The organism is Nonomuraea sp. NPDC050783 (genome assembly GCF_040802095.1).
GTDB lineage: Bacteria > Actinomycetota > Actinomycetes > Streptosporangiales > Streptosporangiaceae > Nonomuraea.
Genome location: NZ_JBFAHK010000024.1, coordinates 88,828 through 114,108, shown reverse-complemented (window position 1 = coordinate 114,108; position 25,281 = coordinate 88,828). Strand labels below are relative to the sequence as shown.

Here is a 25,281-nt window from a genome sequence, read left to right as displayed (position 1 = left end):
TGCCTCCCGGAGGGCCATCCGCCTTCACCGCGGGTGGCCCCCACTGTCGCTCCTGGCAACCGGTGTCCGTCGAGATCCGCCTGCGGAGGTCACGTGCGGGGAGCGGGTTCAGCCGGTCGGGTGGAGACGGACGCAGCAGTGCTCGGGTGCGGGCTCCAGACGGGCGGTGACATCCGTCGCGGCCAGTCCTTCGAGCAGGCCGGTCAGCAGGCACAGGTTCATGCCGCAGACCATCGCGGTGTGCTGCCGGGCCAAGCTGTGGAAGGGGCAGTTGACCAGGGCGATGGTGTCGCCGGTCGCGCGCGGCTCGAAGCCGAGGGCCTCCAGCGCCTGTACGAGCCCGGTGCGGGTGCCGCGCGCCGGAGCGTCGCGGCCGAGGTCGTGGCCCAGCTCGCGGGCGCGGCGGCCGAGAACGTCGCGCGGCGGCTCTCCCGAGGTCTGGGCCTCCTGCAGGGCGTCGGCGAGCAGGTGGGCGGCCATCTCGTAGTGCCGGTCCGGCAGGGAGACGGCGATCTGCCCGGGCGCGCGCCGGTAGAGCTTGGAAGGACGGCCCGCGCCGGGGCCGGTGCGGCCGGTGCGGCGCTGGTAGACGGCTTCGAGCAGCCCTTCGGCCACCAGTTTGTCGAGGTGGAAGGAGACGGTGTTGCGCGGCGTCTGCACGGCGTCGGCGGCCTGGTCGCGGCTCACCGGAGCGGGCTGGCGCACCACGAACTCGTACAGGCGGCGCCGGGTCGGCTCGTCCAGCGCCGCGACGGCGGAGATGCGTGCTTGCCACGCGCCGTTGACCTCGCCCATTCTAAAACCCATTTCTGTTGACTGAATCGCCGGCCACCTTCTAATGTTAACGAAACTCGTTGATAGAAAAAGGGGATGGCGTGATGCGGGACGCATGCGACGGTCGCGGGCGGGCGGCATGAACGAGACCCTCGCGGCTCCGGCCGCCGCTCCCGACCAGCAGCAGCGGCGCCTGCGGGTGGTCCGCAGCGGCGGCGGTGTGGACATCGAGGCCGCGCAACGGGCGGTGGCCGACCTGCTGACCGCGCTGGGCAGGGACGCGGAGTCCGAGCACCTGGCCGACACGCCCAGGCGGGTCGCGCACGCGTACGCCGAGCTGCTGGAACCGCGCGAGTTCAACCTGACGACCTTCCCCAACGAGGAGGGGTACGACGAGCTCGTGCTGGCCCGCGGCATCCCGGTGCAGTCGCTGTGCGAGCACCACCTGCTGCCGTTCCAGGGCGTGGCGCACGTGGGCTACCTGCCCGGCGACCGCATCCTGGGGTTGTCGAAGCTGGCCCGCGTCGTCGAGCTGTTCGCCCGCGACCTGCAGGTGCAGGAGCGGCTGACCAAGCAGGTGGCCGACTGGCTGCAGCAGCACCTGGAGCCCAAGGGGGTCGGCGTGGTGATCGAGGCCGAGCACCTGTGCATGTCGATGCGCGGCGTACGCGTGCGCGGGTCCCGTACGGTGACCTCCGCCCTGCAGGGGGTGCTGCGCGAGGACGCGCGCTCCCGGCAGGAGTTCTTCGCGCTGTCCGGGGTCCACTGAGGCGGGACGTCCAGCTCCCCGCACCGACGCGTTGCCGAACGAACAGACAGGAGATCGACGATGCCGTCCACTTTTGTGATCGCCGGAGGCGGACTGGCCGCGGCCAAGGCCGCCGAGGCCCTGCGCGAGGAGGGCTTCGACGGCGCGATCGTCCTCGCGGGACGCGAGCCGCACCTGCCCTACGAGCGGCCCCCGCTGTCGAAGGGCTACCTGCAGGGCGGCGACGAACGGCAGAAGATCTTCGTGCACGACGCGGACTGGTACCGCGACCACGCCGTGGACCTGCGCATCGGAGTGACGGTCACGGGCATCGACCCGGCCGCGCACCAGGTGACGCTCTCCGACGGCGGGCGCCTCCGCTACGACAAGCTCCTGCTGGCCACCGGCGCCACCCCACGCCGCCTGACCGTCCCCGGCCACGACCGCGGCAACGTGCTGTACCTGCGTACCGTGGACGACTGCGACCGGCTGCGCGCCACCCTGTCCGCCACCCTCTCGGCCGCTGGCCGCATCGCCGTCATCGGCGCCGGCTGGATCGGCCTGGAGACCGCCGCCGCGGCCCGCGCGGCGGGCGTCGAGGTCACCGTGATCGAGCAGGAGCGGCAGCCGCTGCTCGGCGCCCTCGGCCCGGAGATCGGCGCCGTCTTCGCGGCCCTGCACCGCGACCACGGGGTGGACCTGCGGCTCGGCGCCCGCCTCACCGAGATCACCGAGACCGGCGTACGCCTCGCCGACGGCACCCACGTCGACGCGGACGCCGTGGTGGCCGGCATCGGCGCCGTCCCCGACACCGAACTGGCCGCCGCCGCGGGCCTCACGATCGACAACGGCATCAAGACCACCGCCGACCTGCGTACCAGCGATCCCGACATCTTCGCCGCCGGCGACGTCGCCAACGCCTACCACCCCCGCCTGGGCCGGCACGTCCGCGTCGAGCACTGGGCCAACGCGCTCAACCAGCCCGCCGTCGCCGCCCGCGCCATGCTCGGCCGGGAGGCCGTCTACGACGAACCACCCTACTTCTACACCGACCAGTACGACCTGGGCATGGAGTACCTCGGCCACGTCCCGCCCGGCGTTTCCCCTGATGTCGTCATCCGCGGCGATGTGGCTGGGCGGGAGTTCCTCGCCTTCTGGCTGCGCGACGATGACACGGTGGCCGCGGCGATGAACGTCAACATCTGGGACCAGGGCGACCAGCTCAAGGCCCTCGTCCTGGCCGGCTCCCCGGTGGACCGGGGCGCGCTGGCCGATCCCGCGGTTCCGCTGGACGGGCTGGTTCGTTCCGGCGGGTGAGTCCTCCCGCCCGCCGGAACGAACCAGCCCGGGCCCGCGTCTCCGGCCGCGTGCGCGAGGGCGTCGTGCCCGTGCCGGTGGAGGAGTACCGCGGCGTGCCGGGTCTCCGGCGCCGGAAACCGACGATGGAGGTCGTGGTCCTCGACCGATCGAGGCTGCTCCGTCGCGTCAAGAATCCGGGTCAAGAGCGGTGATCACCCCGAGGGCCGACGGTCGCTACGCTTCGACGAGCGCCGCGTTCTGACGTTCGAGTGCCTTGACCGCACCGTTGCGCCAGCCCTCGGCCATGGACTCCGACACGGCGTCGGGGAAGATGTCCTCCTCTTCTTTCTCCACTCCGTCGAAGATGGCTCGTGCGACGGACTGCGGCGAGAACTTGGGTATGTCCAGGTCGCGGGTCATGTCGGTGTCCACCGGGCCGGGCATGACGGTATGAACCCGTACGCCTTGCGCGGCCAGCAGAGGACGCAGCGATTGCGACAGGGAGAACACGGCGGCTTTTGAGATCGAGTAGGCCGGAAGGACCGGCACAGCGGCCCAGGCCGCCAACGACCCGACGTTGACGATGGCTCCCTGAGAACGAGTCAGCAACGGCAGGAACGCCTGGATCACGCCGTAGGTGCCGAAGAGGTTGACGGCGAGGTGCTGTTCGAGCGCGGCTCGATCGCTGAGGTCGTCGAAAAACGAAAGGCCGGCGTTATTGATGAGGACGTCGAGCGAAGAGACCTTCTCCACGGCCGCCTGGGTCTGTGCGGCGTCGGTCACGTCCAGGATGAGCGGGGTGACCCGCTCGTCCGGGTGGGCCAAGGGCCGGCGCGTACCGGCGTACACCCGCTTCGCGCCCCTCCTCAGGGCCTCCTCCACCAGGGCCCGCCCGATGCCACGGTTGGCCCCGGTCACCAGAACTGCTCGGTCTGCGATCGTCATGCTGGTACGGCTCCCTTTTTGAGGCCCTGCGCCCGGATCGTCCGGGCCGTCGATCAGGTAGACACCGCGACGCCGGGAAACCGGGCGCCCATCGACCGCCCAGTTCACGGCTCGGCCGGTGTCAGTACCGAAAAGGACCACGAGGGGCACGGACGGCAGGGGTGGCGTAGTGACAACCGACCTGATCACCAAGGCGCGGGCCGGGGACGGCGAGGCGTTCCGCGAGCTGACCCAGCCGTACCGCCGAGAGCTCCAGGTGCACTGCTACCGGATGCTCGGTTCCTTCCACGACGCCGAAGACGCCCTCCAGGACACTCTGCTGGCCGCCTGGCAAGGCATCGGCAGGTTCGAGGGACGCGCCTCGGTCCGTACCTGGCTCTACCGGATCGCCACCACCCGCTGCCTGAACGCGCTGCGCTCGGCCGGCCGGCGCCAGGCCAAGGAGTGGAACATGCCCGAGATCGAACCACCCGAGCCGACCGGGCTCGGCGAGATCGTGTGGCTCGAGCCCTATCCCGACGCCCTCCTGGAGGGCACGACCGACCGGCAGCTCACCCCTGAGACCCGTTACGAACAGAGCGAAGCCATCTCTCTGGCCTTCGTGACCGCACTGCAGATCCTGCCCGCCCGCCAACGTGCCGTGCTCATCCTGCGCGACGTCCTCGGATACCGCGCCACCGAGGTGGCCGACATGCTGGACACGACCGTCGAATCAGTCAACAGCGCCCTCAAACGGGCCCGCGCCGGCCTGCACCACCGCCTCCCTCCGGCCGAGGAGCGCCAGCCCCCTCCCACTCCTCACTCACCGGCCGAACAGGCGCTCACGGCGAAGTTCGTCCGCGCCTACCAGGCCGGTGACATCGACGCGCTGGTCGCCTTGCTCACCGACGATGTCCGCCTGTCCATGCCGCCGATGCCCCTCGAATACCACGGCCGCGACGCCGTCACCCGCTTCTACTCCAGCATCGTCCACCTAGGCCAGTCCTATGGCTTCGTGCCGACGCGCGCCAACGGCCAACCGGCGTTCGGGACCTATCTCCGCACCTCCGCCGACGGCATTCGCCACGGAGCCGGCCTGCTCGTCCTCACCCTCACCGGCGACCAGATCTGCGCTGTCACCCACTTCGACGCCGGCGTGCTCCCGCGGTTCGGCCTGCCCCGATCACTGCCCAGCCGTTGACCAGGGGTTGTCGGGGTTGACGCCGGCCGGGCGAGGCGTGCGCGCCGCTCGACCGGTTCAGGACGTGCCACCTGCCGGCGAACCCGGTGGAGGAGGTCCACGGCCTGTCGGGGGTGATCCGGCAGGAGCGTGAGCCGGGGGTGGCTCAGGGGCAGGCGGTCAGACCGGCGGCGGTCAGCGTGAGGTGCCGGGCCAACACCTCGGCGGCGGTGTCGGCGTCGCGGGCCAGGGCCACCTCCTCCAGGCGGCGGTGCTCGGCGAGGCTGTCCCGCTCGGGTGTGCGCCGGGCCGACCAGCGGCGGGCCAGCTCGCTGGCCGTCCACAACCGGTCGAACGTGTCGAGCAGCACGGGGTTGCCGCACCCGTCGAGCAGGGTCCGGTGGAAGACGCGGTGCGCCTCCGACCAGGCGCTGCTGTAGTGCTCGCCCTCCTCCGGCAGGTACGCGGGGGTGCGGGCCAGGCGGTGGTGGGCGGCGCGCACCCGGGCCTCCCAGTCGAGGTCGCCACGCTCGATGGACAGGCGCAGCATGGCCGGCTCGATCGTGCGGCGGGCCTCGGCGATCTCCTGCCAGCGCCGGTCGGAGAAGTCCGGGACGGCGAAGCCCCGGTTGGGCAGCCGGACCGCGATGCCCTCGCCCACCAGCCGTACCAGGGCCTCGCGTACGACGGCGAGGCTGACCTGGTGCTGCCGGGCCAGCTCCTGCGGTTTGAGCGCCGCGCCGGGGGCGTGCTCGCCTCTCATGATCGCCTCGTGGAGGCGGGCGTGCACGCGCTCGGAAAGCATCTGCTTCGTCGAAGGGTCGGCCGTCTGCGTCATGCCCTCAGCATAGACGATTTGACAAATAATCGATTATCTTTGTTATCGTCGATGACGTCCGTGATCGAGCGGTACGACCCCGTCCCGAAGAGGAACGCAAGATGCAGACGAACAACCCCTTTGCCCGCCTTCCTGAGGTGCCCTCCTTCACCGTCACCAGCACCACGCTCGCCGACGGCGACCCCTGGCCCGCCGCACAACTCTCCGCCGGTCTCCCGGGCGGCGGGGACGTCTCCCCGCAGCTCTCCTGGAGCGGCGCGCCCGAGGAGACGAAGAGCTACGCCGTCACCGTGTACGACCCGGACGCGCCGACCGGCTCCGGGTTCTGGCACTGGGCTGTGGCCGACATCCCGGCCGGCGTCACCGAACTGCCCGAGGGCGCGGGCGACGACACCGGCTCCGGCCTGCCCGGCGGCGCCTACCAACTGCCGAACGACGCCCGCCTGCCCCGCTACCTCGGCGCCGCCCCGCCGGCCGGGCACGGCCCGCACCGCTACTTCGTCGTGGTGCACGCCCTCGACGTCGAGCACGTCGGCGTCCCGGCCGACGCCACCCCCGCCTACCTCGGCTTCACCATCGCCGGCCACGTCCTGGCCCGGGCGGTCCTGACCGCCACCGCCGAGACCGCCCCGGCCGAGCCCGCCACCACCGGAGCCTCATGACCGTCACCCCGATCGAGCTGTTCGCCTCCCGCATCCACCTGCGGCACGGCGGCCGGATCCACGCCGGGAAGCGGACCGCGAGCGCCGGCCCCGACGGCTGGCACCTGACGGCGTTCCACGCCAGGACCGGCGCCGACGTCCACGCCGACCACTGGCAGGTGAACACCGAGGCCGAGGAGGTCGTCTCCTGCATCATCGGCAAGATCCGCCTCTACCTGCGCTCCGAACGGCCGGGGCGGCAGGGGCAGGAGGAGGAGATCAGGCTGACGGCCGGCACCGCCGCCATCGTCCCGCGCGGCCGGTGGCGCCGGATCCAGCTCGACATCCCCAGCACGATCATGACGATCACCCTGCCGGGCGGCGCCCGGCTGGAGGGACGGGCCGGCGCTCCATGAGCCCGTACCGGTGATGCTCACGTCGCTCCGCCGCCGGCCCGCGTAGCGCCGTCCCTTCATGGAGCCATCCGTCCCCGCACCCGTGTCATCGCCAACAACCGGCCGGAGGGGTGGGCCGAGATCGCCGTCCTGCTCGGCCCCGACCCCGGCAGTGGTAAGGAGACGGCCAGCGCGGGCTGAAGTGGCAAAAGCAAGCAGGAAACGACAGTGAGCAAGCCTCATGGCGGACGGCGTCGGCAGGATGGTCAAAGCAATGGGCATGCTGCCGGGAGGGATGGGATAGGCAGGGCGCCCCGTCCCGTGATCGTCCGCGCACCCCGATAGGCACCTCACGTCCACAAGGGCCGCCACGTCGTCGTGGCGGCCCTTCGTCGGGTTGACGCGGCACTTCGTCGCGGCCGTCTCGCGACCTCGTCCCGGAAGAGGAAGCCCAGCCGGTACCACCAGGCCGGCGCCGTCCGAAGTGGTGCCGGCCCTGCTGCCCCCGCTCCCGCGGGAAGGACGGTCATCGGCGCCCGGCGTCCCCTCCGACGGGTCCGGCGTACGCAGTGGGAAGGAGCGGGGTCGCGCGGCACAATCGGTTCGTGGCCGATGCCGGTCACCCGGCCCGCGGAACCATCTGGAGCCCGCCCGTGAACCTCGATCATGTGCTGGTCGGCCGCGACGCCGACTTCGTGACGATCACCATGAACCGGCCGCGGCGGCGCAACGCCCTGTCGCTGGCCCACCTGCGCGATCTGATCACCGCGTTCGGCGCGGCCGGCGACAGCGACGCCTCGGGGATCATCCTGGCGGGGGAGGGGCCGGTCTTCAGCGCCGGCCATGACTTCGCCGACGTGGCCGAGGCCGACGAGGACGGGGTCCGCGTCCTGCTGGACACCTGCCTGCGGCTCATGGAGCTGATCGAGTCGGTGCCGCAACCGGTCGTCGCCCGCGTGCACGGCCTGGCCACCGCGGCGGGCTGCCAGCTCGTCGCCACCTGCGATCTCGCCGTCGCCGCCGACTCCGCCGGCTTCGCCGCGCCCGGCGGGAAGGGCGGCTGGTTCTGCCACACCCCGATGGTCGCCATCGCCCGCAACATCGGCCGCAAACGTGCCGCCGAGCTGGCCTACACCGGCGACACGATCACGGCCGCGCAGGCGCTCGAATGGGGCCTGGTCAACCGGGTGGTGCCCGCCGCGGAGCTCGACGCCGCCGTGCGCGACCTGCTCGGCCGGGCCACCCGCGGCAGCCGCGCCTCCAAGGCCCTCGGCAAGCGGACCCTGAACCGGCAGGTGTCCCTGCCCCAGGACGCGGCCTACCGGCTGGCCACCGAGGTCATGGCCGCGTCCTCGCAGTCCGACGCGGCCCGCGAGGGCATGGCGGCGTTCCTGGGCAAGCGCCGTCCGGAGTGGAAGGACTGACCACCCGGGCGCGAGGTGATTCCGCGCCGGCCGCCGGCCGGGCGGCCGGCGGCGTACCACCAGGAACTGTGGACGTCGTGGTCAGACGAAGGTCCGCTTCAGGTCGTGACCGAATCGCCCGTGCGGGCGGCGGCGTTCTCCGCGGCTCCGGTCTCCGGGGCCGCCTCGGTGTCGGGCTGGAGTGGCGCGGGGTTCTTCGGGCCGCGCAGGGCGACGTAGAGGAGCAGCGCGGCCATGACGGCGGCGCCGGTCCACATGGCCTGCTGCCAGCCGTCGACGAAGGACTGCTGTGCCGCGTGGATCAGGTCCCGCGCGTGGCCGCCGGTCCCGGGTGCGACCTCGACGGCGTTGGCGATGCCTTCGCGGGCGGTCTCCGCGGCGCCCGCGGGGATGCCGTCGAGCCTGCCGTCGATGGCACCGCGGTAGCCGTTGGCCAGGAGCGCGCCGAGCATGGCGATACCGAGAGCGGTGCCGAACTCGCGGGTGACGTCGTTGAGCGCGGAGGCGACGCCTTGCCTGGCGCGGGGCAGCGAGCCGGTGATGGCCTCGGTGGAGGGCGTCATCGACAGACCCATGCCGATGCCCATGGCGAGCATGCCGGCCAGTATGGACAGGTAGCCGCCGTCGACGGACACGAACAGGGCCATCAGCACCAGGCCGAGGCCGGCCAGGGCGACGCCGACGGTCATGGTGGGGCGGGCGCCGATCCTGGCGGCCATCCTCGGGGCCAGGCCCGAGGTCACCATCATGATGACGGCCATCGGCATCATCGCCACCGTGGACAGCAGCCCGGACCAGCCGAGTACGGCCTGGAAGAACGGGAAGAGGACGACGGAGATACCGGCCTGGACGCCGAAGACGACCAGCAGGGTGACCGAGCCGGAGGCCAGGCCCCGCTCGCGGAAGAGGCGTACGTCCAGGAGGGACGCGTCACGGCGGTGCAGTTCCCAGGCCACGAAGGCGACCGCGGCGATGACCCCGACGGCCAGGCTGATCAGGGTGACGGGAGCGGTCCAGCCGTGTTCGGGGCCTTGCTGCAGGACGAAGATGAGAGCGATCACGGCGATGACCGAGACCAGCGCGCCGATGGTGTCGAAGGAGTGGGCGGAGCGCTCGCGGGAGTCGGGCACCGATCGCAGCGTCATCGCCAGCGCGGTGACGACCAGGACCACGGGCAGGACGAACAGCCAGCGCCAGTCGGCGACGTCGACCAGCAGGGCGGAGAGGAACATGCCCAGGATGCCGCCGCCTCCGCCGATGCCGGTCCACACGCCGATCGCTTTGCCTCGCTCCTCCTCCGGGAAGGTGGAGGTGATGACCGCCAGCGTGATCGGCATGATCATCGCGGCGCCGACGCCGGCGGCCACGCGGGTGCCGATCATCACCGCGGCCGACGGGGCGAGTCCCGCGACAGTGTTGGCGGCACCGAAGATGATCAGCCCGGTGATCAGCATGGGCCTGCGGCCCAGGCGGTCACCGATCGCGCCGAGCGGCAGCAGCAGCGCGGCCAGGGCGAGGGTGTAGACGTTGATGATCCACAAAACGGTGGTCTGCGAGGCGCCGAACTCGACGGCCAGGTGGGTCTGGGCGACGTTCAGCCCGGTCACCGAGGCGATGACCGCCATCAACGCGATCGACACGGTGATCAGGATCACGCGCAGCCGGCGCGCGTCCGGCGCGTCTTCGCCGCTCGGCGGCACGGGCGTCGCTTGAGGAGGCGGGTTGGTGCTCATGGTTTCCTCCCAGGAAGGGCATACGGAATCAGCGCCGGGACAGGCCCGGTCGCCAGGTCGGTGAGGTGAGGGCCGGCTCGCCGCGCGGCCCGCTCCGGTCGCGGGAAGTGCGCGCAGGCAGGTCGCGCAGGCAGCGCGCACCCTTTCGCCGGACCGGGTCGGTGCTGGACCATCCGTGGACGACGTTAGGCCCTCGTTGCATTAGAGGCATACCATGTTGCCCATGACGCAAGAAGATGGGCAACTGGACAGCCTCGTACGCAAGCGGATCCGCGCGCTGCGCGTCGCGCAGGGCTGGTCGCTGGAGGAGCTGGCCACGCGGGCCAACCTCAGCCAGTCGTCACTGAGCCGTATCGAGAACGGCCGGCGCCGCCTCGCCCTGGACCAGCTGGTCACCCTCGCCCGCGCCCTGGACACCACCCTGGACCAGCTCGTGGAGAACGCCGCCGACGACGTCGTCATCAGCCCGATGATCGACAGCACGCACGGCCTGATGCGCTGGTCCATGAAGGCCGACCCCGGCATGAGCGTGATGCGCCGGCGGATGACCGACCCGCCGCCCGACAACCCGGCCCGCATGCGCGCCCACCCCGGCCGCGAATGGCTGGTGGTGTTGTCCGGCACCGCCGTCCTCATGCTCGGCCACCGGCGCATTCGCGTCGAGACCAACCAGGCCGCGGAGTTCCCCACCATGATGCCGCACGCCATCGGCGCCGAGGGCGGACCGTGCGAGATCCTGGGCGTCTTCGACCGCGACGCGCGCCGCGGCCACCAGAAGGACGATATTGCGTGACAGGCCGCGCATCCAGCCACCTCTTTGCGTTTCCCGCAAGGGTTCGTGCGGGATGCGCATGACAGGCTTACGTTGATGTCATGGCCCACACACATGAGCACCCTGTCCATCACGACGAAAGCGGTCAGGCGGAGATCCTCGATCTGGACGCCGAAGTGCTCGCCGAGCACATGGCGTCCATCACCGCCTGGCTGCCGCTGAAGAGCCGGCCGCGCCACATCGTGGACCTGGGCTGCGGCACCGGCGCGGGAACCTTCGCGCTCCTCGAACGCTTCCCCGACGCGCGCGTCACCGCCGTCGACGCCTCCGTCGGGTACCTCCGGATCCTGCACGAGAAGGCGTGCGCCCGCGGCGTCGAGGGACGCGTACGGACCGTGCAGGCCGACCTCGACACCGACCACTGGCCCGACCTCGGCACGCCGGATCTGGTGTGGGCCTCCGCCTCGATGCACCACATGGCCGACCCCGGCCGCGCCCTCCGGAGGGTCCGCGACGTGCTCGCCCCCGGAGGCCTGTTCGCCCTCGTCGAGCTCGCGGGCTTCCCCCGCTTCCTGCCCGCCCACGCCCCGGCGAGCCGGCCCGGCCTGGAGGAGCGCGCCCATGCCGCGATCGAGAGCCTCCACGCCGAGCACGTTCCGCACCGCGGCGCCGACTGGGGCCCGATGCTGACGGCGGCAGGCTTCACCGTGGAGGACGAGCGCACCATCACCGTGAACATCCAGGGTGAGCCAGGCGGGGCGATCAGCCGCTACGCCTACAGCAGCCTCCAGCGCATCCGCGGCGTCGCCGCACCCGCCCTCAGCCCCGAGGACCTGGCCGCGCTCGACGAGCTCCTCGACGCCGGCGGCCCGGACAGCCTGCTGCGCCGCGCGGATCTCGTCGTACGCACCGAGCGCACCGTCTGGGCCGCCCGCCGCGCCTGACGCCGCCCGCGCAAGGCCCTCGCCGGCCGGCCACCCATCGATCAGGAGCCCGAGTGGCGGCTCACCGGAGCTATAGGGGTTCCAAGCCTTCATGGTCATGTTGCGGGCGTGCGGCCGTGGTTAGAGTGCCGTCATGCGTGTCGGCTCTCCTGACCCTGGCGGTGACCGCCGAGGAAAGAGGAAAGGGGAGAGGGAGAGGGAGACCGCCCGGCGGGTTCTTCGTCATGGGCGGATCGGCCTCGCGGCGGCGTCACGCACGCACCCGTACAGGGCGCACCTCGACGACGAGCTCGGCGTGGAGGCCGGCCGGAATCGCACGAGGCATTCGGGGTGATCGGGATGACGGGGTACGCGCTGTCCGAGGTGGAAGGCCGCGCCCGCGAGCTGGCCGCCCTCGACCGTTTCCTGGCCTCGCTGTCCGGCGGCGCCGCGGCCCTCGTCCTGGCCGGCGACGCGGGCATCGGCAAGACCACGGTGTGGAGCCACGGCGTCGCCCGCGCCGGTGCCCTCGGTCACCGCGTCCTGTCCTGCCGGCCCGCCGAGGCCGAGACCGCACTGACGCTCAGCGCGCTGGCCGACCTGCTGCACGGCGTGCTGGAGGAGGCGGGCGACATGCTTCCGCCGCTCCAGGCGCAGGCTCTGGAGGTGGCGCTCCTCCGCCGGACGGAGGCCGAGGGGCCGCCGCTGGCCGCGCGCGCCCTCGGCGCCGCCGCGCTGTCGGCGGTGCGGGCCCTGGCGCGGAGGGGTCCCGTGCTGCTGGCGATCGACGACGTGCAGTGGCTGGACGAGGCCAGCGCGCAGACGATCGCCTACGTGGTGCGCCGCCTGGCGGAGGAGCCCGTGGGCCTGCTGGTGGCGATGCGGGCCAGGCCGCCGGCCGCCGCACCGCTGGGGCTGGCCCAGGCGCTGCCCGCCTCCCGCGTCGGCGTGGTGTGGCTGGGGTCCCTCGGCCTGGGCGCGCTGCGCCGGATGCTGCTGCGGCACACCGGTGAGGAGTGGAGCATGCCGGCGCTCCGCCGCCTCCACCAGGCCGCGGGAGGCAACCCGCTGTACGCCCTGGAGATCGTACGCTCCCTTCGCCGCACCGGCGCCTACCCGGGGCCCGGCGAGCCGCTTCCCGTCCCCGAGTCGGTGGCGGAGCTGATGGGCGAGCGGATCCGCGCGCTGGGCGAGCCCGTCGTGGACGCGCTGCTGCACGTCGCCCTGCTGGCGCACCCGACGGTCGCGGCGGTGCGGGCGGCGATCGGGGTGCCGGAGGGGCGGCTGTCCTCCCTGACGGTGGCGGAGGAGTCGGGCGTGATCGAGGTCCGGCGGGGCCGGATCGGTTTCACCCACCCGCTGCTGGCCTCCGCCGTGCGCGCGGTGACCTCCTCCGAGCGTCACCGGCGGGTGCGGCGGCGGCTGGCCGAGGTGGTCTCCGACGTGGAGCAGCAGGGCCGGCACCTGGCGCTGTGCGAGGACGGGCCGGACGAGAAGGTCGCGGCGCTGCTGGAGCAGGGGGCCGCCGGCGCCTGGCACCGGGGAAGCCCGGCGGCCGCCGCGGAGCTGTGGAACCTGGCGGCGGCCCGTACCCCGCCGGCCGACGTGGACGGCGCCCACCGGCGGACGGTCGCCGAGGCGCGGTGCCTGCTCGCCGCCGGCGACGCCGCCCGTGCCCGCCACGTGCTGGAGGCGGTGGTGGCGGCCCGGCCGCCGGGCCCGCTGCGCTCCCGGGCGCTGCTGCGGCTCGCCGAGGTCGTATTCTACGAGGGCGGCACGGTCGAGGCGGGCCGGTTGTGCCGGCGCGCGCTGGCCGGCGCGACCGGCCACCCGGACCTTCAGGCGGAGCTGCACCTGCGCCGGGCCTGGTTCAGCACCCACGACGCGACCGAGCAGCTGGCCGCCGCCGAGGCCGCCGTCGAGGCGCTCCAGCGGCCGGGGGAGTGTCCTGAGCCCGTGTTGCTGTCGTGCGCCCTGTCCGTACGGGCGATGTACCGGCTCACCAACGGCCTGGGCATCGCCCACCGCGATCTGGAACGCGCCGCCCGCCTGCTGCCGGCGCAGCCGTCGCGGCACTGGGCCGAGACGTGGAGCCGGCAGAGCCTGGGGGCGTGGGCCAAATGCGTGGACCCGGCCGAGGCTCGCGAGCGCTTCGCGGTCGAGCTCAGCCTGGCCACCGAGTCCGGTGACGAGCCCGCGGTCGGGCACGCGTTGATGCACCTCGCCGAGATCGACTGCTGGCTGGGGGACTGGCCGCGGGCCCGGCAGGAGGCGCGGCGGTCCATCGAGGTGATCGAGCTGACCGGCCAGCGCCGCTGGCTCGGCTTCGGCCGGTACGCCCTGGCGCTGGTCGACGCGCATCTCGGTCGTGTCGGCGAGGCCGAGGCCGCCGCCAGGAACGCGCTGGAGCAGGCCCGGGAGTCCGGCGACCCGTACGTGGCCGCCCTGCTGCGGCAGGTCCTCGGCTTCGCCGCGCTGTCCGCGGCCGATCTCGAACGGGCCGACCACCACCTGAGCCAGGCGGACGGGCTGGTCGGCGCCATGAAGATCAAGGAACCGGTGCGCTACATGTTCCACGGCGACCAGATCGAGGCCGCGGCCGCCACCGGCCGGACGGCGCGGGCGCGTAAGCTGCTCGCGCGGCTGCGGAGCCGGGCCGAGGCCGCGCCGCGTCCCTGGTTGCTGGCGATCCTGCCCCGCAGCGAGGCGGTCGTCGCCGCGGCCGAGGGCGACCTGGACGGGGCGGCCCGCGCCGCGCGGCGGGCCCTGGACGCGTGCGCCGCGCTGCCGATGCCCTTCGAGCGCGGGCGCGCCCTGCTGGTGTACGGCAAGGTCCTGCGGGCCGGCAAGCGGAAGATCCCGGCCAGGGACGTGCTGACCCAGGCCGAGCGGACCTTCGACGAGCTGGGCGCGCCGCTGTGGTCCGCGCAGGCGGCGGCCGAGCTGCGCAGGTGCGGGCAGCGCCGGGCGCCCGACCGCCAGCTCACGCCCACCGAGCAGGAGATCCACCGGCTGGTCGCGTCGGGCCTGACCAACCGCGAGGTGGCCGGGCGGATGTTCATCAGCGCCAAGACCGTCGAGGCCAACCTCACCCGCATCTACCGCAAGCTCGGCGTGCGCAACCGCAGCGAGCTGGCGGGGCTCGGCACCCGGTCCGAGGCCGCCGACGACCGTCCCCGCGCCGGCTGAGCGCTCCGGCGCGGGGGTCGGGAGAGCTGGGGCTAGCCGAACTGCACCTTCACCCCGAACTGGTTCTCCGCCCGCTCGATCGGGGTGAAGAACACGTCGAGGCTGGCCGGGTCGATCCCGTGGTGGATGCCTAGTGCCTGGTTGAGCACGTACCAGGGGCCTCCGCTGTCGCCCGGCAGGCTGACCGCCCCCGTGACGCCCACCATGTTGGAGGCGGTCTTCGTGCAGCCGCCGCAGCCGCCCCACGCGAAGTGGATGCTCACGCTCGGGTTGTTGATCGAGCCGCAGGTGGTTCCGCTGGTCCGCCCGAAGTGGCAGACGTAGGCGCCCGTCATGTAGCCGGAGCTGGAGATGCGGGAGGTCACGGTGCGCCGTGTGCTGAAGGTGTCCCAGAACTCGGGGACGTCGTCGTGGCCCGTGGTGGTGTGCCACTCCGGTTCGCCGTTGACGCCGATGTGCTCGCTGACGAACGGCGCGGCGAAGGTCGAGACGACCCCGCCGGCGGAGTTGTTCTGGTCCATCTGGTTGATGCCCTCGCAGTGCGCGGCGGTGAGCACGCCCTCGACCTGGTCGTTGGTGCGCCGGACGACGAAGGCCGAGGTGCACGCGTAGGCGCCGCCGCTGCGGAGGATCGACCCTCCGTGCCCGGTGCTGGGAACGGTGATCCTGGCCCCGGGAGCGCGTTCCTCGACGGAGAAGTCGGAGCTCCGCAGGGCGAGCCGGTCCCCGGCCACGCGGGCGGCCAGCTTGTCGCGCAGTGCCTGCCCGCGCAGGCCCGGCTGCTCCCGCTGGAGCGCGAGCGTGAGCCGGACGCGCTGCGTCGCCACGTCGAAGTCCGAGCGGACCTGCGTGAAGCCCAGGTCCGCGGCGGCCGCGTGCAGCGTGTTCTGCCGGGCGACCATCTCGTCGAACGAGTACGCCATCCCGCCGGTCAACTCGACCTCGGGAAGGGTGCCCGCCCGCACCGAGTCCGGGACCCGGCCCTTGAAGTAGAGGGTGGCCGGCCTGCTCGCGGTGAAGTCCAACCGGCCTCCGGCGTACGACTGCGCCCGGACGTCCTCGGGCAGCGACTCCACGAGTTTCGTGACCTTCTGCTGGATGGTCAGCCGCCGCCTGGCCTCGGAGACCGGGACCTTCGCCAGGCTCGCGACGGCCTTGGCGTCCCGCTCCAGCGCCTGCTCGGGGGTGATGAGGGCACCGTCGTCGGGCGGGGAGGTCTCCGCGACCACGTCGGGGACGTCAGTGGAAACGGGGGGCGGGTCGGCGTGCGCGGGCAGCGCCGGCAGGGTCAGCAGGCTCCCGATGGCCAGGAGACCAGCCACGACCGTGCGCGGCGCGGCGCGCCGGGCGCCGCTCGTGGCCCGCCCGGTTCTCACGCCTGATGCGAGTCGCATCCGTCGTCCTCCAGTTGCTCGATCGGCGCGCCCGGCCCGCTGCCGGGGCGCTTCCAGGAGCAACGATGGCTCGGCCCCACCCCCGAGTAATCGGGGAAATCCCTATCGAATGCGACAGATCAGACAGAGCCGTGGACCGCCGGCTACCCGAAGTCCACCTCCTTGCAGTTGCCCACCTTGTACTTGGTGTGCAGGGACGCGGCGCCGGTCACGGTCTCGCCGCCGCGCTGCGCGGGCCGGAAGCTGGAGGGGACCTGGTGATGGTCGAGGACCACATGGACGACAGGTGCTCCTTGCCCACCGCGGCCAGGATGCACATCTCGGCGTGGTTGCTGACGTTGTCGCAGAACGCGCCGGCGATGACCACCCGCCGGCCGGTGCGGAGCTTGCGACCACAGGTCGTCCTCGACGATGGCGAGCGTGTAGGTGGTCGTCTTGCCGAACTTCTCGCCGGCGATCCACTCGACCAGGGAGTCGATGTCGGACTTCTCCAGCGCCGTGGGTCCCCTCCTCGTGGTGGATGTCCAACCGCATGGAGGGCGTACGGGCGCGGCGCGCGCGTTTCACGGGGAGGCGCGCCACTCCGAGGGGGTACGGCCGCGGGCCCGCTTGAAGGCGACGCTGAACGCGAACGCGTCCTGGTAGCCGACCTGGCGGGCCACGCCGGCCACGGTCTGGTCGGTGTCGCGGAGCAGGTCGGCGGCGAGGGTCATGCGCCAGTCGGTCAGGTAGCCGAGCGGCGGCCGGCCGGCCAGGGCGGTGAAACGCTGGGCGAACGCGGCCCGCGACATGCCGACCTTCGCCGCCAGCCCGGCGACCGTCCACCGGTGGGCCGGGTCGGCGTGCATCAGGCGCAGCGCCTCGCCGATCGCCGGGTCGGTCAGCGCCCGGTACCAGGCGGGCGGCGTCGCCCCCGGCCGGGTGCACCAGGCCCGCAACGCGATCACGAGGACCAGGTCGAGCAGCCGGGCGAGCACCGCGTCCTGGCCGGGCTCGTCGCGGGCGGTCTCGGCGGACAGCAGGTCGAGCAGCGCCCGGGTACGCGGCCCCGCCGGCACGACCGCCAGCGGCGGCAGCAGCTCCAGCAGCCGGCCGGCCGCGTCGCCGTGCAGCTCGTACGCCCCCCGCAGCAGGACCGTGGCCCCGGCCGAGCCCGTGCCGTACGTGCGCGGGCCGAGCGACGGGTAGGGGCCCGAGGGCGCGCCGTCCGGCAGGTACTTGCACCCGTCCCTGATCACGAACCGCGGCGCGGTCGCCGGGTCGTCGGCGACCGTGTACCCGCCGGCCGCGGTGACGAGGGCGAGGTCGCCCGCCGCGAGCCGCGTGGGCGGGCCGTCGCCGAGCCGGATCCAGGACTGCCCGCCGAGCGTGGCCGCGACCGTGAGCGGCGACCCGTCGGCGTACGTCACACCCCACGGCGGCCGCTCGATGAGCTGCCTCACCAGGGCGTGGTGCGCGCGGGCGCGGTGCAGCAGGTCCGTCAGGACGTCCATGCCGCCAGCGTAGACGCTCGCAAAGGCATCCCGGATGTTCTCCTATGGATCGTCCAGCGGGACGTGGGGTTGGCTGGGCGGCATGACGAAGTCCATCGCAGTGTTCGGCACCGGGCCCGGTGTCGGCCAGGCCATCGCCCGCCGCTACGGGAAGGAGGGGTACGAGGTCGTCCTCGTCGCCCGCCGCAGGGAGCCCCTGGACAAGCTCGCCGCCGAGCTGTCCGCCGAGGGCGTCACGGCCCACGCGGTCACCGCCGACCTGAGCAGGCCCGGCGACGTGCCCGCGCTCGCCGCCCGCGTCCGCGCCGCCGTCGGCGACCCCACCGCCTTCTACTACGGCCCGATCGCTCCCCACCCGCTGTTCGTGCCCGCCGTCGAGCTCACCCCCGAGCTGATCGCGGACCGCCTGCCGCTCACGCTCTACACGCTGCTGGGCCTGGTCGGGGAGTTCCTGCCCGCGATGGCCGGGCGCGGCGACGGCGCCGTGCTCACCGCCCAGGGCGCCGGTGCCGTCCACGGGCGGCCGGGTATGAGCGGCTGGCCCGCCGTCCTCGCCGCGCAGCGCAACTACCTGCAGTCGCTCGCCGCCGAGGTCGCCGGGCAGGGCGTCTACGTCGGCGCGCTCTACATCGGCGCCCGCATCCTCGGCACCCCCTTCGACGCCGACTACGAGCGGCGCCGCGCGCAGGGCGAGCCCGTGCCCGACATGCCCGCCGCCGACCCCGCCGAGCTGGCCGGCCTCCTCTGGACGATGCACGCGGAACGCACCCGGCACGAGGCCGTCGTCCCCGCCGCCGGCTGAGCGGCCACCCGGTCAGGCCAGGAGCCGGGCGGCCCAGGCCGAGGTCTGACCCTCTTGAACCCTCTGACGGCGCACGAGGCCCGCAGGGCGCGTGACGCGGGGGCGCTGCCCCGGCGACGGCGTCCGAAGCGCCGGCCGTTCGCATCCCGGTGACGTGAGGTGGCCACTGGTGATGTCGGCGGTCGGTGATCTCTTCGCGGACGCCGCCGCCCCGCGTCCAGAAGGCGAGCACCGCCGCCTTCCGGACATCAGCGCCTCTGCCGGGGCTGATTCAGGCGGAGGGCATCAGGTCGCGGCGGCGCAGGAACGCCAGCCCCGCCGCGGTCAGGGCGATGGCCACCACGGTCAGTCCCAGCAGTGGCACCACCGGTGACGAGGCGCCGCCCAGGAGCATCGCCGGCACGTGCACGAACGGCGAGAGGTCGAGGACGGCCCCGGTGGCCAGCTTGAACTCCGCCAGCAGATCCACGACCAGGAAGAGACCGAGCGCGGTCCAGCTCACGGCCGCCGTCAGCCGCGGTAGCAGGCCGAACAGCAGCGTCGCGATCCCGGTCAGGATCCAGACCGCGGGCAGGTAGGCCAGCGTGGCCCCGGTGACGCGGGCCACGTCGCCGTCGAAGGTGAGCCCCGCCACCGCCCCCAGTACGGTCAGCAGCAACACCGGGCTCACGAGGGCGAACACCAGGTGGCTCAGCGCCCAGCGCAGCCGGCCGACGGGGGTGGACAACAGCAGATCGGCCCGGCCCGCCGCCTCCTCCCCACGGGCGCGCAGCGCCGACACCAGCGCCGCTCCCGCGACGAGCTGGCTGAGCACGTACATCACGAACGTGAAGAACACGTCCGAGAGCCGGGCCTCGGCACCACCGAGAGTCGCGGCCAGCTCCCGGAGCTCCGGCGTGTCCAGCTGGGTGTTCAGCCCGCGCGCCGCCACGCCGAGCAGGGCGCCCAGCGCCCCGAAACCGATCGCGAAGCCCGCCAGGCTGCCGCGGTGCAGGCGAGCGGCCAGGCCGAACGCGCCCGGCAACGTTCCCTCGGCGGGTCCGGGACGGACGGGGATCAGGCCGCCGGCCACGTCACGCCGCGTGGACAGCGCGAACGCGACCGCCGCCAGCACGGCGACGAACAGCGCGATCAGCCCCAGCACCCACCACCGGTCGCCGGCGTAGGGCCTGGTCAGCCGGACCCAGCCGAACGGCGTCAGCCACGCCAGCCAGCCGATGCCGCCGCTGTCGGCCAGCGAGCGCAGCGCGAACAGCAGGCCGCCGGCCGCGATCGCGATGCCGCGCGCCGTACCGGAGGAGGCGGTGAGCTGCCCGGTGACGGCGGCCACGGCCGCGAACGCCCAGCCGCCCGCGGCCGTGGACAGCCCGAACAGCAGCGAGGAACCCGCGGGCAGGCCGCTCGCGACCAGGCCGGGCATCGACAGCAGGCCCAGGAGCAGGTTGGCGGCCAGCACGACCGCGAGCGCGGCGGCCAGCGGGGCGTGACGGCCGATGACCCCCGAGGCCAGCAGCTCGCGCCGGCCGGTCTCCTCCTCGACGCGGGTGTGCCTGATCATCAGCAGGATGCTGATGATCCCGCCGAACAGCGCGAGAGAGGAGCCGAGCGTCCAGGCGGTCAGGCCGCCGACGCTCGCGTCATAGATGGGGCCGCGCATCGCCAGCTGCGCGGGGTTGCTCGCCGAGGCCGCCGCGAAGGAGTCGCGGGCGGCCTGGTCGGCGTACAGGTCGGTGGTGGCGGAGGCGATGCTCGTCGGAAGCAGCGCGGTGATCACGATCCACACCGGCAGCAGCACGCGGTCCCTGCGCAGGATGAGCCGGATCAGTGTCCCGGTGCCGGTCATGCTGCCGGTCATCTGGTGGCTCCCTCGTAGTGGCGCAGGAACAGCTCCTCCAGCGTCGGCGGCTGTGTGGTCAGGCTACGGACGCCCGCCCGGGCCAGCTCGGCGAGCACCGAGGTGAGCGCCTCACCGTCCACCTGGCAGCGCAGCCGGGCGCCGTCCACGGTCAGGTTGTGCACGCCGAGCAGGGCGGCCAGGCCGGGCGCCGGCCCGATCAGCTCGGCGGTGACGGAGGTGCGGGTGAGGTGGCGCAGGTCGGCGAGGCTGCCCGACTCGACGGTACGGCCGGCGCGGACGATGCTGACGCGGTCGCACAACGTCTCCACCTCCGACAGGATGTGGCTGGACAGCAGCACGGTGCGGCCGGCGCGCTTCTCCTGCAGGACACACTCGTTGAAGACCGCCTCCATGAGCGGGTCCAGGCCCGAGGTCGGCTCGTCCAGGATCAGCAGTTCGACGTCGGAGGCGAACGCGGCCACCAGCGCCACCTTCTGCCGGTTGCCCTTGGAGTAGGTGCGGCACTTCTTGCGCGGGTCGAGCTCGAAGCGCTCCAGCAGCTCGGCGCGCTGCCTGGGGTCCAGGCCGCCACGGGCCCTGCCCAGCAGGTCGATGACCTCGCCGCCGGTCAGCGAGGGCCACAGGGTGACGTCGCCGGGCACGTAGGCGAGCCTTCGGTGCAGTTCGGTGGCGTCGCGCCAGGGGTCGCCGCCGAGTAGCGCGACCTGGCCGTCGTCGGCGCGCATCTGGCCGAGCAGGATACGGATCGTGGTGGTCTTGCCGGCACCGTTGGGCCCGAGGAAGCCGTGCACCTCGCCCGTCTTGACGGTGAGGTCGAGCCCGTCCAGGGCCCTGGCCCGGCCGAAGCTCTTGACCAGGCCGTCCACGTGCACTGCGGCGTTCATCGTTGTCCCTCTACCTTCTCCAGGCCCGTCCGCGCCTGGGCGAACACCTCGTGGCCGAGGAAATCCGGTCTGATCAGATCGAGCTGGGCCTTGCCGACGCGTAGCGCGCCTTGCGGGGCGTACAGGTCCGTGCCGAGGGCGCGGGAGACGTGCTCGTGCAGCACCGCGATGCCCAGCTTCATCGCCGTCAGCACGGTCGCGCGGGCGCGATGGTCGGCCTCGGAGCGGTCTTCGCCGGCGAGATGCTCCTCCGTCACGCGGACGAGTTCGTCGAACATGCCGGCGGCCGCGGGGGAGCCGTCCACCAGCGCGCGGCCCAGGTACTTCATCAAGGGCGGCGCGGTTCGGTGGACGTTCTCGATGAATTCGGGCTTGTCCAGGTTGTGGTCGGTGACGCCTACGGTGACCTGCTCGCGCAGGTAGCTGACGACGTACTCGTCGCAAGCCTGTCTCAGCGCTTCTTTGGTGCCGAAGTGGTGCTGCACCAGGCCGGGCGAGACTTTGGCGGCCTCGGCGATCCCACGGATCGTGGTGGCCTTGACCCCCTGCTCGGCGAACAGCGCCAGCGCGGCGTCGCGGATGCGGGCGCGCGTCGTCAGGTCCTCTTCAGAAATTGGTCGCACGTCCAAGAGTCTATACGTATGTATTGGCCACCATGCAAGTGTTCAGTACATTGACGACCATGCTGGCCCGAAAGAGGGCGCGATCTCCGGCTTGCGCATCTGGGCCCCGTGGCGCGGCGGGAGATGTCTCCGGGCGAGACCGGGGCAGACCGCGCCCGGTGCGGTCTCTCGTCGTCCGCCTCGCCCTTGACCTCCTGCCCGTCCGCGAGAGCTCCCCTCGGGGACGTCCTCACGGACGGGCAGGCGAAGGAACGATCAGAGGCCGAGCGCGGCCGAGGCCAGCGCCGTGCCCTCCAGCCGCGCCTGGATCTTGGCGAACGCGGTCTCCCGCGAGGTGGAGATGTCGTCGGCGAACGGCGCGAACCCGCAGTCGTCACAGGTGCCCAGCCGGTCGGCGGGCAGGTGGCGGGCGGCCGTCAGGACGCGGTCGCGGACCTCCTCGGCGGTCTCGACACGCGGGTCCACCGGGTCGGTCACGCCGACGAAGATCCGCGCGCCGGCGGGCAGGTGCTCGGCGACGACGGCCAGGACCTTGTCCGGGTCGGGCTCGCTGGCCAGCTGGAGGTAGAAGTTCCCCGCCTTGAGCCGGAACAGCTTGGGCAGCAGGTCCGCGTAGTCGATGTCGAGGCTGTGGGTGGAGTCCTGGTCGCCGCCGGGGCAGGTGTGCACCCCGATGCGCGCGCGTTCCGCTTCGGTGAAGCGCTCCAGGACGCTGTTGTTGAACGCGATGAAGTCGTCCAGCACCCCGCCGCTCGGGTCGAGCTTGAGCGAGAGGCGGCCTTCGGTGAAGTCGAGCTGCACCACGTGCGCCCCGGCCTCCAGGCAGCCGCGGATGTCGGCCTCGGCCTGGTCGGCCAGGTCGGCCAGGAACGCCTCGCGCGGGTAGCCCTCGATGCCGTCGGCCGGGTAGAGCAGGCTCAGCGCCGACGGCGCGATGACGGCCTGCTTGACCGGCACGCTCGCGTGGCGCTGGGCGGCGCGCAGGTAGCGCTCGGCGTGGACCTGGTAGCGGAACGGCCCGGCGGTCAGCCGGGGCAACTGCCGCTGGTGCCCGTCGGCGAAGGGGATCACCACGCCGTCCGGGGCGAGCCCGTCCAGCCCGGCGATCGGGTAGGTGGCGAAGCTGGGCTTCGCCTGCTCGCCGTCGGTGACCACGGGCGAACCCAGGTCTTCGAGACGGCGGATGGTGTCACGGACGGCCTGCTCCTGCTCCTCGGCCAACGCGGACGCTCCGTCGGCCGGCTCGGAGGCCGCGGCGGCCAGCAGCGCGGCAGGGCGCGGGATGCTGCCAATCGGCTCGGTGGGAAGTGACATGACTGGAGCATAGATAACGATGTGTACCTGTTCAATCGCTTCCCGTACGCACATCCGGAGCGGGCATGGAAGCGGGTGGGCGCCTCGTCCCACCTGGACGGCGCGCTCGGCGCCTGCGCCGGTGCCCGGCCGTCGGCTACGCGCCCGCCAGCACCAGGTCCAGCACGTCGATGCCGACCGGCGTGCGCCGGGTCGCGATCCGGCCCACCGCCCACCGGCCGGGGAAGCGGGCCAGCAGCGCGCGCAGCGCGATCGCGGCCTCGTGCCTGGCCAGGTGCGCGCCGAGGCAGAAGTGCACGCCGCGGCCGAAGGAGAGGTGCTCGTTGGGCGTGCGGTCCGGGCGGAACTCCTCCGGGGCGGCGAACACCCGCGGGTCGCGGTTGGCCGAGAGCGTCATGGCGATCACCCGTTCGCCTGGCCCGACGGCGTGCCCGGCGATGACGGCCGGGCCGGTCGTGAACCGGTCGACGCCGCCGACCGGGGGCAGGAAGCGCAGCACCTCCTCGATCGCGGACGGGACCAGTCCGGGGTCGGCCCGCAGCCGGCTCAGCGCCTCCGGATGGGCCACCAGGCACAGCACGAGGTTGACCAGCAGCGTCTTGGTGGTCTCGTGGCCGTTGACGAGCAGCAGCGTGCAGAAGTCGAGCAGCTCGTCGTCGGTGAGGCGGCTGCCGTCCGGCTCGGCGGCCAGCAGGGTGTCGATCACCTCGCCGCGGGGGCGGGCGCGGCGCTGGGCGAACACCTCCAGGAAGTAGCCCGCCAGCTCCGCGCGTGCCGTGGCGAAGGCGGCGCGGCGGGCCGGGTCCTCGGCGAACGCCCCGGCGAAGGAGGTGATCGCCTCGGTCCAGCGCACGAAGTCCGGCTGCCGGGCGGCGTCCACGCCGAGCAGTGCGGCGATCGTGCGGACCGGCAGCGGGAGGCCCAGGTCGCCGATCACGTCCAGCTCGCCGTCCACGCCGGTGAGCCGGGTCCGTACGGTGGCGGTGATCGAGGGGATCAGCGCCTGGACCGCGCGGGGCGTGAAGGCGCGGCCGACCAGGCGGCGCAGCAGGTGGTGGCGGGGCGGATCGATGGCGGACAGGCCGCCGAGGAGCGGGTTGTCCCGGTGCGGGGCGGGCCGCGCGCTGTGGCGCCGCTCGTCGGAGGAGAACAGCCGGTGGTCGGCGAGCACCCGGCTCACCTCGGCGTGGCCGTGCACCACCCAGGCGCGCGGCGGCTCGGCGAACCGCACTCCGTCGCCGGCGAGCCCGTCGCGCGCGGTCTCCCGGTACCAGTCGAGGATGTCGTCGGTCATGCGTCCGAGTCTCGGCGGCGGCGGGCAGCGGGGGATTGGAGGAAACGGACGTCCGCCAGCAACGTGGCGGGCGGCGTCCCGACCGCGTGGCGGAACTCCGCGAGCAGGTGCGGCTGGTCGTAGCAGCCGCTGCGTACCGCGATGTCCGCCCAGTCGGGGCGCTCGCCCCTGGCCAGGGCTTCGCGGGCGACGGCGAGCGCGTGGTGCAGGCGGATCACCCGGGCGTACGACTTGGGCCGCAACCCGACCGCCACCGCGAACCGCCGCCGCAGCTGCCGCTCGGACAGTCCGGCCTCGGCGGCGTGCCGGCTCACGGGGGCGCCGGGCGCGGCGTGCATGGCGGCCAGCACGGCCCGCACCCGCTCGTCCACCCGGCAGCCCCCGGCCCGCCTCCGCTGCCGCACCAGCTCGAACGCCCCCGCCGACCGCGCGGCGACCGTCCTGGTGACCGTCCTGGTGACCGCCCCGCCCCCCGGATGGCCGCCCTTGAGGGGCGTTCCGGCCAGCGGGACCTCGTCGGCCGCGAGGCCGAACAGCCCCGTGACCGTCCCCGGCCGGAGCCGGAGCCCGACGAGCGGGCCGCCCTCGGGCAGCCGTCCCTGGCGGCGGCGGGTCTCCGGCCCGGCCAGCCAGTACGTCCCGTCGGGCATGACCAGCAGGTCCACGGCCGGCTGCGGCAGCCCCCTCGGCACCGTGCCGCCGTCGAGCACCCAGCAGGCCGCCACCACCGGGTCCAGATCGGCCGGGACGGGCAAGGCGAGCACCCGTGCAGTCAATCC

The 25,281-nt window shown here is 73.1% G+C and carries 23 protein-coding genes; 10 read left to right on the top strand and 13 right to left on the bottom strand.

From position 1 onward, the window contains the following. Positions 1-108 precede the first annotated feature (108 nt). Entirely contained in the window at positions 109-807 is a 699-nt protein-coding gene (locus AB0H75_RS41735) for a helix-turn-helix transcriptional regulator (RefSeq protein ID WP_367805928.1), read from the bottom strand. A gap of 106 nt (positions 808-913) precedes the next feature. Between AB0H75_RS41735 and folE the strand changes: the two genes are divergently transcribed. Further along, entirely contained in the window at positions 914-1,543 is a 630-nt protein-coding gene (folE, locus tag AB0H75_RS41730) for a GTP cyclohydrolase I FolE (protein WP_367805926.1), read from the top strand. Positions 1,544-1,603: 60 nt separating this feature from the next. After that, the gene (locus AB0H75_RS41725) at positions 1,604-2,839 is read left to right on the top strand and encodes an NAD(P)/FAD-dependent oxidoreductase (protein WP_367805924.1); all 1,236 of its coding nucleotides are present in this window, start codon (positions 1,604-1,606) and stop codon (positions 2,837-2,839) included. Positions 2,840-3,055: 216 nt separating this feature from the next. On the opposite strand, the gene AB0H75_RS41720 is transcribed toward AB0H75_RS41725, so the two are convergent. Then, entirely contained in the window at positions 3,056-3,766 is a 711-nt protein-coding gene (locus AB0H75_RS41720) for an SDR family NAD(P)-dependent oxidoreductase (RefSeq protein WP_367805922.1), read from the bottom strand. 169 nt (positions 3,767-3,935) lie between these two features. Between AB0H75_RS41720 and AB0H75_RS41715 the strand changes: the two genes are divergently transcribed. Continuing rightward, entirely contained in the window at positions 3,936-4,946 is a 1,011-nt protein-coding gene (locus AB0H75_RS41715; protein ID WP_367805920.1) for a sigma-70 family RNA polymerase sigma factor, read from the top strand. Positions 4,947-5,091: 145 nt separating this feature from the next. On the opposite strand, the gene AB0H75_RS41710 is transcribed toward AB0H75_RS41715, so the two are convergent. Then, a complete protein-coding gene (locus tag AB0H75_RS41710; RefSeq protein WP_367805918.1) occupies positions 5,092-5,763 on the bottom strand; it encodes a GntR family transcriptional regulator in 672 nt (223 codons plus the stop codon). A 101-nt stretch (positions 5,764-5,864) separates the two neighbouring features. Between AB0H75_RS41710 and AB0H75_RS41705 the strand changes: the two genes are divergently transcribed. The 3 genes from AB0H75_RS41705 (at position 5,865) to AB0H75_RS41695 (ending at position 8,223) form a co-directional block, all read left to right on the top strand. Further along, on the top strand, positions 5,865-6,425 hold the full coding sequence (locus tag AB0H75_RS41705) for a YbhB/YbcL family Raf kinase inhibitor-like protein (RefSeq protein WP_367805916.1): 561 nt from the start codon (positions 5,865-5,867) through the stop codon (positions 6,423-6,425). Next, positions 6,422-6,820, top strand: coding sequence for a cupin (locus AB0H75_RS41700; RefSeq protein ID WP_367805914.1), 399 nt, complete (start codon positions 6,422-6,424; stop codon positions 6,818-6,820). The genes AB0H75_RS41705 and AB0H75_RS41700 overlap by 4 nt, the downstream gene beginning before the upstream one ends. Positions 6,821-7,452: 632 nt before the next feature. Further along, positions 7,453-8,223, top strand: coding sequence for an enoyl-CoA hydratase-related protein (locus tag AB0H75_RS41695; protein ID WP_367805912.1), 771 nt, complete (start codon positions 7,453-7,455; stop codon positions 8,221-8,223). A gap of 98 nt (positions 8,224-8,321) precedes the next feature. Here the strand turns inward: AB0H75_RS41695 and AB0H75_RS41690 are convergent, their stop codons facing one another. After that, positions 8,322-9,956, bottom strand: a complete 1,635-nt coding sequence (locus AB0H75_RS41690) for a DHA2 family efflux MFS transporter permease subunit (RefSeq protein ID WP_367805910.1) — start codon at positions 9,954-9,956, stop codon at positions 8,322-8,324. Between the two features lie 223 nt (positions 9,957-10,179). Here AB0H75_RS41690 and AB0H75_RS41685 point away from each other — a divergent pair, with 223 nt between their 5' ends. The 3 genes from AB0H75_RS41685 to AB0H75_RS41675 all read left to right on the top strand — a co-directional run bounded on the left by AB0H75_RS41685 (position 10,180) and on the right by AB0H75_RS41675 (position 14,840). Further along, entirely contained in the window at positions 10,180-10,749 is a 570-nt protein-coding gene (locus tag AB0H75_RS41685) for a helix-turn-helix domain-containing protein (protein ID WP_367805908.1), read from the top strand. An 80-nt stretch (positions 10,750-10,829) separates the two neighbouring features. Further along, entirely contained in the window at positions 10,830-11,672 is an 843-nt protein-coding gene (locus AB0H75_RS41680) for a trans-aconitate 2-methyltransferase (protein WP_367805906.1), read from the top strand. Positions 11,673-12,011: 339 nt separating this feature from the next. Beyond that, positions 12,012-14,840 (top strand): AAA family ATPase, encoded by a 2,829-nt coding sequence (locus AB0H75_RS41675; protein WP_367805904.1) that lies wholly within the window; start codon positions 12,012-12,014, stop codon positions 14,838-14,840. Positions 14,841-14,872: 32 nt separating this feature from the next. Here AB0H75_RS41675 and AB0H75_RS41670 read toward each other — a convergent pair whose 3' ends face one another. From AB0H75_RS41670 to AB0H75_RS41660, 3 genes are all read right to left on the bottom strand, one after another. Continuing rightward, positions 14,873-16,234 (bottom strand): S1 family peptidase, encoded by a 1,362-nt coding sequence (locus AB0H75_RS41670; RefSeq protein WP_367805902.1) that lies wholly within the window; start codon positions 16,232-16,234, stop codon positions 14,873-14,875. Positions 16,235-16,377: 143 nt separating this feature from the next. Beyond that, complete coding sequence (locus AB0H75_RS41665) at positions 16,378-16,509, bottom strand: hypothetical protein (RefSeq protein ID WP_367805900.1); 132 nt, start codon at positions 16,507-16,509, stop codon at positions 16,378-16,380. A 288-nt stretch (positions 16,510-16,797) separates the two neighbouring features. Next, the gene (locus AB0H75_RS41660) at positions 16,798-17,727 is read right to left on the bottom strand and encodes an AraC family transcriptional regulator (protein WP_367805898.1); all 930 of its coding nucleotides are present in this window, start codon (positions 17,725-17,727) and stop codon (positions 16,798-16,800) included. A gap of 82 nt (positions 17,728-17,809) precedes the next feature. Here AB0H75_RS41660 and AB0H75_RS41655 point away from each other — a divergent pair, with 82 nt between their 5' ends. After that, entirely contained in the window at positions 17,810-18,529 is a 720-nt protein-coding gene (locus tag AB0H75_RS41655) for an SDR family NAD(P)-dependent oxidoreductase (RefSeq protein WP_367805896.1), read from the top strand. A 271-nt stretch (positions 18,530-18,800) separates the two neighbouring features. On the opposite strand, the gene AB0H75_RS41650 is transcribed toward AB0H75_RS41655, so the two are convergent. The 6 genes from AB0H75_RS41650 to AB0H75_RS41625 all read right to left on the bottom strand — a co-directional run bounded on the left by AB0H75_RS41650 (position 18,801) and on the right by AB0H75_RS41625 (position 25,266). Further along, positions 18,801-20,384, bottom strand: coding sequence for an ABC transporter permease (locus AB0H75_RS41650; protein ID WP_367805894.1), 1,584 nt, complete (start codon positions 20,382-20,384; stop codon positions 18,801-18,803). Continuing rightward, entirely contained in the window at positions 20,381-21,271 is an 891-nt protein-coding gene (locus AB0H75_RS41645) for an ATP-binding cassette domain-containing protein (RefSeq protein WP_367805892.1), read from the bottom strand. The genes AB0H75_RS41650 and AB0H75_RS41645 overlap by 4 nt, the downstream gene beginning before the upstream one ends. Beyond that, positions 21,268-21,894 (bottom strand): TetR/AcrR family transcriptional regulator, encoded by a 627-nt coding sequence (locus AB0H75_RS41640; RefSeq protein WP_367805890.1) that lies wholly within the window; start codon positions 21,892-21,894, stop codon positions 21,268-21,270. Before AB0H75_RS41640 ends, AB0H75_RS41645 begins: the two co-directional genes overlap by 4 nt. Before the next feature lie 255 nt (positions 21,895-22,149). Then, positions 22,150-23,208, bottom strand: coding sequence for a cobalamin-independent methionine synthase II family protein (locus AB0H75_RS41635; RefSeq protein ID WP_367805888.1), 1,059 nt, complete (start codon positions 23,206-23,208; stop codon positions 22,150-22,152). Between the two features lie 136 nt (positions 23,209-23,344). Beyond that, on the bottom strand, positions 23,345-24,502 hold the full coding sequence (locus AB0H75_RS41630) for a cytochrome P450 (RefSeq protein ID WP_367805886.1): 1,158 nt from the start codon (positions 24,500-24,502) through the stop codon (positions 23,345-23,347). Beyond that, positions 24,499-25,266, bottom strand: a complete 768-nt coding sequence (locus tag AB0H75_RS41625; RefSeq protein ID WP_367805884.1) for a helix-turn-helix domain-containing protein — start codon at positions 25,264-25,266, stop codon at positions 24,499-24,501. The genes AB0H75_RS41630 and AB0H75_RS41625 overlap by 4 nt, the downstream gene beginning before the upstream one ends. Between the last annotated feature and the right edge of the window lie 15 nt (positions 25,267-25,281).

Bases quoted from the DNA above. Each gene is read 5' to 3' on its own strand.
- AB0H75_RS41690 (WP_367805910.1), bottom strand. From the start codon at position 9,956: ATGAGCACCAACCCGCCTCCTCAAGCGACGCCCGTGCCGCCGAGCGGC.
- AB0H75_RS41675 (WP_367805904.1), top strand. From the start codon at position 12,012: ATGACGGGGTACGCGCTGTCCGAGGTGGAAGGCCGCGCCCGCGAGCTG.
- AB0H75_RS41725 (WP_367805924.1), top strand. From the start codon at position 1,604: ATGCCGTCCACTTTTGTGATCGCCGGAGGCGGACTGGCCGCGGCCAAG.
- AB0H75_RS41720 (WP_367805922.1), bottom strand. From the start codon at position 3,766: ATGACGATCGCAGACCGAGCAGTTCTGGTGACCGGGGCCAACCGTGGC.
- folE (WP_367805926.1), top strand. From the start codon at position 914: ATGAACGAGACCCTCGCGGCTCCGGCCGCCGCTCCCGACCAGCAGCAG.
- AB0H75_RS41680 (WP_367805906.1), top strand. From the start codon at position 10,830: ATGGCCCACACACATGAGCACCCTGTCCATCACGACGAAAGCGGTCAG.
- AB0H75_RS41660 (WP_367805898.1), bottom strand. From the start codon at position 17,727: ATGGACGTCCTGACGGACCTGCTGCACCGCGCCCGCGCGCACCACGCC.
- AB0H75_RS41650 (WP_367805894.1), bottom strand. From the start codon at position 20,384: ATGACCGGCAGCATGACCGGCACCGGGACACTGATCCGGCTCATCCTG.
- AB0H75_RS41645 (WP_367805892.1), bottom strand. From the start codon at position 21,271: ATGAACGCCGCAGTGCACGTGGACGGCCTGGTCAAGAGCTTCGGCCGG.
- AB0H75_RS41635 (WP_367805888.1), bottom strand. From the start codon at position 23,208: ATGTCACTTCCCACCGAGCCGATTGGCAGCATCCCGCGCCCTGCCGCG.
- AB0H75_RS41685 (WP_367805908.1), top strand. From the start codon at position 10,180: ATGACGCAAGAAGATGGGCAACTGGACAGCCTCGTACGCAAGCGGATC.
- AB0H75_RS41655 (WP_367805896.1), top strand. From the start codon at position 17,810: ATGACGAAGTCCATCGCAGTGTTCGGCACCGGGCCCGGTGTCGGCCAG.
- AB0H75_RS41705 (WP_367805916.1), top strand. From the start codon at position 5,865: ATGCAGACGAACAACCCCTTTGCCCGCCTTCCTGAGGTGCCCTCCTTC.
- AB0H75_RS41735 (WP_367805928.1), bottom strand. From the start codon at position 807: ATGGGTTTTAGAATGGGCGAGGTCAACGGCGCGTGGCAAGCACGCATC.
- AB0H75_RS41630 (WP_367805886.1), bottom strand. From the start codon at position 24,502: ATGACCGACGACATCCTCGACTGGTACCGGGAGACCGCGCGCGACGGG.
- AB0H75_RS41710 (WP_367805918.1), bottom strand. From the start codon at position 5,763: ATGACGCAGACGGCCGACCCTTCGACGAAGCAGATGCTTTCCGAGCGC.
- AB0H75_RS41700 (WP_367805914.1), top strand. From the start codon at position 6,422: ATGACCGTCACCCCGATCGAGCTGTTCGCCTCCCGCATCCACCTGCGG.
- AB0H75_RS41670 (WP_367805902.1), bottom strand. From the start codon at position 16,234: ATGCGACTCGCATCAGGCGTGAGAACCGGGCGGGCCACGAGCGGCGCC.